This window comes from Pseudomonas sp. DE0010 (genome assembly GCF_007680745.1).
GTDB lineage: Bacteria > Pseudomonadota > Gammaproteobacteria > Pseudomonadales > Pseudomonadaceae > Aquipseudomonas > Aquipseudomonas parafulva_B.
Window position 1 is genome coordinate 1 of sequence record NZ_VEJQ01000048.1, and the last position, 2,987, is coordinate 2,987.

4 protein-coding genes and 3 tRNA genes are annotated in these 2,987 nt (G+C 57.2%); all 7 read left to right on the forward strand.

Going from position 1 to position 2,987, the window contains the following annotated elements; genetic code table 11:
* Window positions 1-246 precede the first annotated feature (246 nt).
* Window positions 247-1,206, forward strand: coding sequence for a bifunctional biotin--[acetyl-CoA-carboxylase] ligase/biotin operon repressor BirA (birA, locus tag FS767_RS21480; protein WP_144968130.1), 960 nt, complete (start codon window positions 247-249; stop codon window positions 1,204-1,206).
* Window positions 1,196-1,945, forward strand: a complete 750-nt coding sequence (locus FS767_RS21485; protein ID WP_058606176.1) for a pantothenate kinase — start codon at window positions 1,196-1,198, stop codon at window positions 1,943-1,945. The genes birA and FS767_RS21485 overlap by 11 nt, the downstream gene beginning before the upstream one ends.
* A 7-nt stretch (window positions 1,946-1,952) precedes the next feature.
* Entirely contained in the window at window positions 1,953-2,378 is a 426-nt protein-coding gene (locus FS767_RS21490; RefSeq protein ID WP_144968132.1) for a hypothetical protein, read from the forward strand.
* A gap of 152 nt (window positions 2,379-2,530) precedes the next feature.
* Window positions 2,531-2,614 (forward strand) — tRNA-Tyr (locus FS767_RS21495).
* A gap of 24 nt (window positions 2,615-2,638) precedes the next feature.
* Window positions 2,639-2,712 (forward strand) — tRNA-Gly (locus FS767_RS21500).
* 29 nt (window positions 2,713-2,741) lie between these two features.
* Window positions 2,742-2,817: transfer RNA gene (locus tag FS767_RS21505), tRNA-Thr, on the forward strand.
* Window positions 2,818-2,895: 78 nt separating this feature from the next.
* Window positions 2,896-2,987 (forward strand): GTP-binding protein (locus FS767_RS21510; RefSeq protein ID WP_133295916.1); only part of this gene is annotated, 92 nt, incomplete at its 3' end.

Genomic DNA, 2,987 nt, shown 5'->3' on the forward strand with positions numbered 1-2,987 from the left:
GTGAGAGTAGGTCATCGTCAAGATTCATTTCGCAAAACCCCTATCTGCGTATGCAGGTAGGGGTTTTGTCTTTGGGCGTCAAATAAGCCGGCCGGCATTGCACCTGTGGAAGGCCCGAGGGTTGGCGGCCTGGTATCTGAGCCGGACCGGTGCAACGTACCCCCCAATCTCAATCGCAGGTCCTTGTCCTATGCAAGGCAATCCCCCATGGCTATCATGCCAGCCTCATTCGAAGTCGAGACGCGCATGCTGAAGTTGTTGAATCTCCTCAAGGATGGCCGATTCCATTCCGGAGAAGCTCTGGGGGCGGCTCTGGGCGTCAGTCGCAGTGCGGTGTGGAAGCAGCTGCAGCACCTGGAAAGCGAGCTAAACCTCAGTATCCACAAGGTACGTGGACGCGGCTATCAGCTAGCCTCACCGTTGGTGCTGCTGGACAATGCTGCGATCGCAGGATACGCGGAGGCGGCATCCTGGCCCACATTCATTCATGAGTCGATCGACTCGACCAATGCTGAAGGTATGCGCTTGGCGGCGGCAGGACAGCCAGCGCCCTTCGTCGTCTTGGCGGAGCAGCAGAGTGCGGGTCGCGGGAGACGCGGCCGGCAATGGATCAGCCCTTTCGCGCAAAACCTTTACTTCAGCCTGGTGCTGCGCATTGATGGCGGCATGCGCCAGCTTGAGGGCCTGAGCCTGGTCGTGGGGTTGGCGGTCATGCGCACATTGCAGGCATTCGGGGTAAGGAATGTAGGCTTGAAGTGGCCCAACGACGTGCTGGTCGATGGTCACAAGGTCACCGGCATCTTGCTCGAGTTGATCGGTGATCCGGCAGACGTATGCCATGTGGTGCTGGGCATTGGCATAAACGTAAATATGCAGGTCAATGCGCAGGTGGATCAACGATGGACATCCATGCGTCGAGAATTGGGGGCGCCTGTAGACCGCAATCATTTAGTGGCGGTGCTGAGCCACCACTTGGAGCATGAGCTGGGGCGTCACCGCCGATATGGGTTCGCGGCTTTCCAGGAAGAATGGGAGCAGGCGCATCTCTGGCAGGGGCGCAATGTCACGCTCATTGCCGGAGCCACCCAGGTACAAGGCGTAGTCGCGGGCGTGGACGGGCAGGGCGGTTTGCGCATGCGTGTAGATGGCGTTGAGAGAGTTTTCAGCGGCGGCGAGCTTAGTTTGAGGTTGAGTGATGATTCTTGAGCTCGATTGCGGTAACAGCTTCATCAAGTGGCGGGTAATTCACGTTCACGACGCAATGATCGTGGGTGGCGGAATCGTGGATTCCGACCAGACACTCATGGACCAGATCAGAGCGCTGGCATGCGTGCAGGTTACGGCTTGCCGTATCGTCAGTGTGCGCAGTGAAGAAGAAACCGACGCTTTGACGTCACTGATTGCTCAAGTGTTTGCCGTCCAGGCACAGGTCGCACGGTCAGCGCCGGAGATGGCGGGCGTGCGCAACGGCTATGAGGACTATCAGCGCCTTGGTATGGATCGTTGGCTGGCGACGCTGGGCGCATTTCACCTGGCCAAGGGCGCTTGCCTCGTCATTGATCTGGGCACTGCGGCCAAAGCGGACTTCGTCGCGGCCAATGGGGAGCATCTCGGCGGCTATATCTGTCCAGGCATGCCTCTGATGCGCAGCCAGCTGCGCACGCACACTCGGCGTATTCGCTATGACGATGCGTCTGCCGAGCGTGCACTGGTCAGCTTGGCTCCGGGTCGCTCAACGGTGGAGGCGGTCGAACGAGGCTGCGTGCTGATGCTGCAAGGCTTCGTGCGCACACAAGTTGAGCAAGCGCGTGAGATGTGGGGCGAGGATTTTGCTGTGTTCCTGACGGGAGGGGATGCCCCGTTGGTCAAGGACTCGTTGCCTGACGCGCGTGTAGTGCCCGACTTGGTCTTTGTAGGCCTGGCCATGGCCTGCCCATTGAATTGAGGTGCCTATGCGCTGGTTGTTCTTGTTGCTGCTGATCCTCAATGGTGTGTACTACGTCTGGAATCAGCAGGGGGCGCCACTTAAGGTCAAGGATGTCACGCCGCTTTCGCTTTATAAAGGCAGTCAGCAGGACATTCGCCTGTTGCGGGAGGCGGGAGTGGCGGCACCTGATCGGCGTCGCGAGGAGTGCCTCATCGTTGGAGGCGCAATGACGACCGAGGTGCTCGAGTCGCTTCGTCAGCGGCTGACAAGTCTGGACATCGCCACGGCTCCAGTCCGTGGGCAGGTCGCAGGTGCCCAGGGGCGTTGGCTCAAAGTAGAACCTGAAAGTGAACGCTTGTTGGACCCAGCGGCCCTTGACGCGCTTTCCAATGATTTCAAAGACTTAAAACATCAAATTATTTTCTGCCAGGGTATTGCAACTGGTGAATAGCTTGATAGAATGGCGCCCGCTTCGCAGGGAACACCACTCAGGTGGTTGAGTTGCAAGCGGTGTCACCGCAGCTAAGTTTCAGATTTGATTGAAAAAATTTGAAAAAGCGCTTGACACCAGGACGGCAGATGAATAAAATGCCGGCCACATCTGGAGGGATTCCCGAGCGGCCAAAGGGGACGGACTGTAAATCCGTTGCGAGAGCTTCGAAGGTTCGAATCCTTCTCCCTCCACCAGTTTTAGCGAGAGCCGCAAGCCTCGCGGGTATAGTTTAGTGGTAGAACCTCAGCCTTCCAAGCTGATGATGCGGGTTCGATTCCCGCTACCCGCTCCAAGTTTGCTGGTTATTGCACAAAGTGTTTCGCTCTTGTAGCTCAGTTGGTAGAGCACACCCTTGGTAAGGGTGAGGTCAGCGGTTCAAGTCCGCTCAAGAGCTCCATATAAACAAGGCAGATATGAAAATATCTGCCTTTGTTTTATCAGCGCAAGACTATTTCTTCTGCGGAGGATTGTATCGATGGCTAAGGAAAAGTTTGATCGTTCCCTTCCCCACGTTAACGTCGGCACTATCGGCCACGTTGACCACGGTAAGACCACTCTGACCGCAGC